Annotated in this window: 5 protein-coding genes; 1 reads left to right on the plus strand and 4 read right to left on the minus strand. The window is 70.1% G+C overall.

Translation table 11 applies throughout. The features are described 5' to 3' along the window. Positions 1-639, plus strand: a 639-nt coding sequence (locus tag AC1DZ6_RS19250) for a GyrI-like domain-containing protein (RefSeq protein ID WP_477098751.1), incomplete at its 5' end; no start/stop codon positions are given. A gap of 131 nt (positions 640-770) precedes the next feature. Here AC1DZ6_RS19250 and AC1DZ6_RS19255 read toward each other — a convergent pair. The 4 genes from AC1DZ6_RS19255 to AC1DZ6_RS19270 all read right to left on the minus strand — a co-directional run. Beyond that, the gene (locus AC1DZ6_RS19255) at positions 771-1,325 is read right to left on the minus strand and encodes a sugar O-acetyltransferase (RefSeq protein ID WP_477098752.1); all 555 of its coding nucleotides are present in this window, start codon (positions 1,323-1,325) and stop codon (positions 771-773) included. A gap of 76 nt (positions 1,326-1,401) precedes the next feature. After that, a complete protein-coding gene (locus AC1DZ6_RS19260; RefSeq protein ID WP_477098753.1) occupies positions 1,402-1,668 on the minus strand; it encodes a helix-turn-helix domain-containing protein in 267 nt (88 codons plus the stop codon). Between the two features lie 91 nt (positions 1,669-1,759). Beyond that, positions 1,760-2,230: a hypothetical protein gene (locus AC1DZ6_RS19265; protein WP_477098754.1), complete on the minus strand. Its 471-nt coding sequence runs from the start codon at positions 2,228-2,230 to the stop codon at positions 1,760-1,762. Between the two features lie 69 nt (positions 2,231-2,299). Beyond that, the coding region (locus AC1DZ6_RS19270) for an ATP-dependent DNA helicase (protein WP_477098755.1) at positions 2,300-4,721 on the minus strand (2,422 nt) is incomplete at its 5' end.

Genomic DNA, 4,721 nt, shown 5'->3' on the forward strand with positions numbered 1-4,721 from the left:
CCCGACATCCTGTCGGTGGCCCTGGAGGCCGGCTACGGCTCGCACGAGGCATTCACCCGCGCGTTCCGCGACCAGTTCGGGATCACTCCCGAGCAGGTTCGGGCGGCGCGCGATCTGGACCCTCTCAAGCTCGTGGAGCCCATCGTGCTGGACGCAAGCCTTCGAACCTACCTTTCCCCGCCGCGCCTTGAACAGGGACGCGCCCTGCTGATCGCCGGCCTCTCCGGCCGCTACGGCTGCGAGGGCCCCGGCGGCATCCCCGCCCAGTGGCAGCGCTTCGGCGAGCACATCGGCCATATCTCCGGCGAGATCGGAAACGTCGCCTACGGCATCGTGCTGAACGGCGACGACCTGGGCAATTTCGACTATGTCAGCGGCGTCGAGGTGGCCGACTTCTCCGACCTGCCCGAGGGCTTCGCCTCGGCGCGGATCCCGCCCCACCTCTATGCGGTGTTCCACCACGCCGAGCACGTCTCGACGATCCGCCGGACCATGCACACGATCTACACCCAGTGGCTGCCGGCCTCGGACTACGAGCCCGCCGACGCGCCGTTCTTCGAGCGCTATGGTCCGGAGTTCGATCCGCGGACGGGTGACGGCGGGTTGGAGGCGTGGATTCCGGTGAAGGCGAAGGGCTAGCGCAAAACTCGCTGTCATCCCGGACAAGCGCGCAGCGCGCCGATCCGGGACCGACGCGTGGACTCAGAGCTTCCGGCGGTCCCGGATCTGCGCTTCGCTTGTCCGGGATGACAAACGTTTAGTGGCCAGGCTTACCCCCGAACCCGAGCCGGGTTGCCCACCACCGTCGCGCTTTTGGGCACGTCGCGGGTGACCACGCTGCCGGCCCCGATGATGGCGTCGTCGCCGATAGTCACGCCCGGCAGGATGATCGCGCCGCCGCCGATCCACACGTTCTCGCCGATCACCACGGGCTGCGAATACTCGATGCCGGTGCGGCGCTCGACCGGGTCGCGCGGATGCTCGGCGGTATAGATCTGGACGTGCGGGCCGATCGTCGTGGCCGCGCCGATGGTCACCTTGGTGACATCCAGGATCACGCAGTTGAAATTGAGGAACGCGCCCTCGCCGATCGCGATGTTGTAGCCGTAGTCGCAGTGGAACGGCGGTCGGATGCTGACGCGGTCGCCGACCTGGGCCAGCCGTTCGCGCAGCAGGGCGTGGCGCTGCGACGGCGGCAGGTCCAGGGCGTTGTAGCGGCCCATCCAGGCCACCGCCGCCTCGTGGTCGGCCATGATCTCCGGATCGATCGGGCTGTAGAGATCGCCGGCCAGCATGCGCTGCTTCTGGGTGCGGACGTCGGTCACGAGGCGAAAGCTCCTTACTCGCCCCCTCCATGCCAGACGCCGAGCCCGGCGACAAATCCGACGCCGTCGACGCCCCCTAAACCCGCTCCAGCGCCTCGCGCACGACGTCCGGCGCATGGTCGATGACCCGCAGATAGGCCGTCAGGGCCGCATCGGGTCGGGCCTGGCCCAGCTCCAGGGCCGCCAACTGAGACGCCGGAATGCAGAAGGCTCGCGCGAACTCGTCCTGCGACAGGCCGCTGCGCCAGCGCACGCCCTGCACCAACGCCCGGGCCGAACGGGCGTGACCGGGGTCGGCCTGATCGTCGACGTCCAGGTCGGCTGTGATCTGGGATGTGGTCATGCTGACGCTCCTCGCACTTCCCCCCATGCGAGGTGTGTAGGCGCGTTCCGTTGCAGGAATTCGACGCCTTTGCGTCGGGCCGGCGACTCTATCAGGGCTTTTTGGGCGCGGCGGCCATCGCGCGGGCCTTGGCGTCTACGGCCTCGACGCCCTTCAGCGGGTCCCCGGCCGCCTCCAGCATGCCGTTGAACACCTTCAGGTCCTTGGTGCTGATCCTCTGGACGCCCTTGTCCTTGGCCCATTCCAGGCCGATCAGCTGGCCCAGGCGACAGGCCTTGGGCAGCAGGGCCGGCTGCTCGATCGGCCCGCCCTTGGTCAGCAGCTTGCCGACGATGTCGTTCCAGTTGGGCGAGCCGGGAAAGCAGAACGGCAGGTTATCGCAGGCCCCGGTCCAGAACCGCTTGTACCAGCGCAGGTGCTCGTCGGTGTCAAAGCGGATGGCGTCGGTCGGTCGGATCAAGGACCGGCAATCGGCGCGCACGAACTCACCGGCCCGAGCGGCCGGCGCGATTCCGAGCAACACCACGACCGCCAGGGCCGTCCAACCTCTACGCAACGCCAACGAAACTTCCCCGAAACACGACCGAACACGCCCTTTCGAGCGCTTTATCCCAAGCGGGTATCGCGCTGATTAAGAACGATCTTCCGACAAAAATGCGGCGGTCGCCTCGATGGCCTCGACCAGGCTCACCCGCTGGATCGTCACGCCTTCCGGCAGGCTGGAGAACAGCCGCGTCGGGGCGGCGGCGTCCAGCATCACGAACACGCCCTTGTCGTCGGCCCGGCGGATCAGGCGGCCGAAGGCCTGGCTGATCCGCGCGCGAGCGGTGCTGTCATCATAGCCCTTGCCGCCAAAGCGCGCGCGGCGGGCCTTGTGCAGCACATCGGGGCGCGGCCACGGTACGCGGTCGAAGACCAGCAGGCGCAGAGATCTGCCCGGCACGTCGATGCCGTCGCGGATCGCGTCGGTGCCCAGCAGGCAGGCGTCCTCCTCGGCCCGGAAGATATCGACCAGGGCGCCGGCCTCCAGCGGATCGACATGCTGGGCGTAGAGGGCCAGGCCCTGGTCGGCCAGGGGCGCGGCGATCCGCTCGTGCACGGCCTTCAGCCTTCGGATGGCGGTGAACAGGCCCAGCCCGCCGCCGCCGGCCGCCAGGAACAGCTCGCGCATCGCCRCCGACACCTGGCGCGGATCGTCCTTGCCCACATCGGTGACCACGAAGGCCCGGGCGTTCTTCTCGTAGTCGAACGGCGAGACCAGGCGCAGCACCTTGGGCGACTGCGGCAGACGCGCGGCGCCGGTGCGCATCTCGGCCAGGGCGAAGGGGTCTTCCAGGGCCGGGTCGGTCAGGGTGGCGCTGGTCACCAGTACGCCGTGGGCGGGGCTCAGCACGGCGGCGCGCAGCGGCTCGGTCGGGTCCACCCAGTGGCGGCGGCAGGCGGCGTCGACGACACGGCCGTACAGGAAGGTGGCCTCGAACCAGTCGACGAACTCCGGATCGTCCTCGGCGTCCTCGTCGATGGCCTTCAGGATCGAGCGCCAGGCCGGCAGGGTCATGCGGGCCCGGCGGTCCAGGCCGCGCAGCGCCCCCTCGATCCGCGCCCGCTCCGAGGTGGGCAGGGTGTCGGCCTCTTCGTCGAGCACGTCCTCCAGGTGACGGGCCAAGGCCAGCAGCGGGGCCTCGATGCTCGCCAGGGCGCGGGAAGCCTCGCCGGCCCTTTCGCGGACCAGGTCGATAGCCGGGCGGGCGGCGCATTGCAGCCCCTGTTCGGCCGCACCGGGACGGTCGGTGACTCGCGCCCGCAGCTGTTCAATCACCGAGACCAAGTATGTCTCAATAGGCCCGATCGGATTGACCTGGCCGTCGGGCGGCGCGATGCGGCCCGACCAGCCCTCGCCCGGCAGGGCGGCGGCGGCGTGCAAGGCGGCGGCAAGGGCTGCCCGCGCCCCTTCGCGCTCGCCGATGATGTCCAGCAGCCGGGTCTCCAGCCCCCGGCCCCGTCGGCCGCGCCCCTCGGGCCCGCGCAGCCATCGGCGCATCTCAGCGGCCTCGGCTCCGGACAAGGCGGCAGAGAAGGCGCTGTCTGCGGCGTCGAACAGGTGGTGGCCCTCGTCGAACACGATGCGCTTGAGCGAGGTGGTCTCGTTGTCGCCCTTCAGGCCCCGCGCCGCGCGGGCCCCGTCGAAGGCCGCCTGGCTAAGCACCAGGGCGTGGTTGGCGATGACGATGTCGGCCCGCTTTGAGGCGCGCACGGCCTTCTCGATGAAGCAGACGCGATAGTGCTGGCAGCCGGCGTGGATGCACTCGCCCCGCCGGTCGACCAGGTTGGCAGGGCCGGCCTGGACCGAGGGCGCGATGGCGAACAGGGTCGGCAGCCAGGCCGGAAAGTCGCCGCCGGTCATGTCGCCGTCGCGGCTGACACGCGCCCACCGCGCGGCCAGGCCCAGCCCGATCAGGTCGCCATTGCCCAACTGGGCGGTGTTGACCTGCTCCTGGAAGTTCAACAGGCAGAGGTAGTTCTCGCGCCCCTTGCGAACCACCGCCTTGCGGGCCCGGACTAGCGGGTCGGGATAGATCGAATGGCTCTCGCGCTCGATCTGCCGCTGCAGGGCGCGGGTGTAGGTGCTGATCCACACCGCCGGACCGTTCATCTCGGCCCAGATCGAGGCCGGGGCCAGATAGCCCAGGGTCTTGCCGACCCCGGTGCCGGCCTCGGCCAGCATCATCTGCGGCTCGCCTTCTCGCTCGCGCGGGGCGAAGGCGTAGGCGGCCTCACGGGCGAAGGTGTCCTGGGCCTCGCGCACCTCGTCCAGGCCCGAGCGGTGCAGCAGTTCCTTCAAGCGCTCGCTGGCGCGTTCGGGATCGACGGGTCGCGAACCGGGCTCGCCAGGCGGCGCCTGGTCCTCCCACTCCACGGCGCGGGCCCAGACGTCGAGGCCGGAGCTGCGGAACTGGTTGCCGACCGGGGCCGAGCGCAAGGCGCCGACCACCGCCGGTCCCCAGGACCAGCCGGCCCGGGCCAGGGTCTCGGCGATGGCCAAGGCCTCTTCC

The sequence above is a fragment of the Caulobacter sp. P1_B12_2 genome (assembly GCF_056406675.1).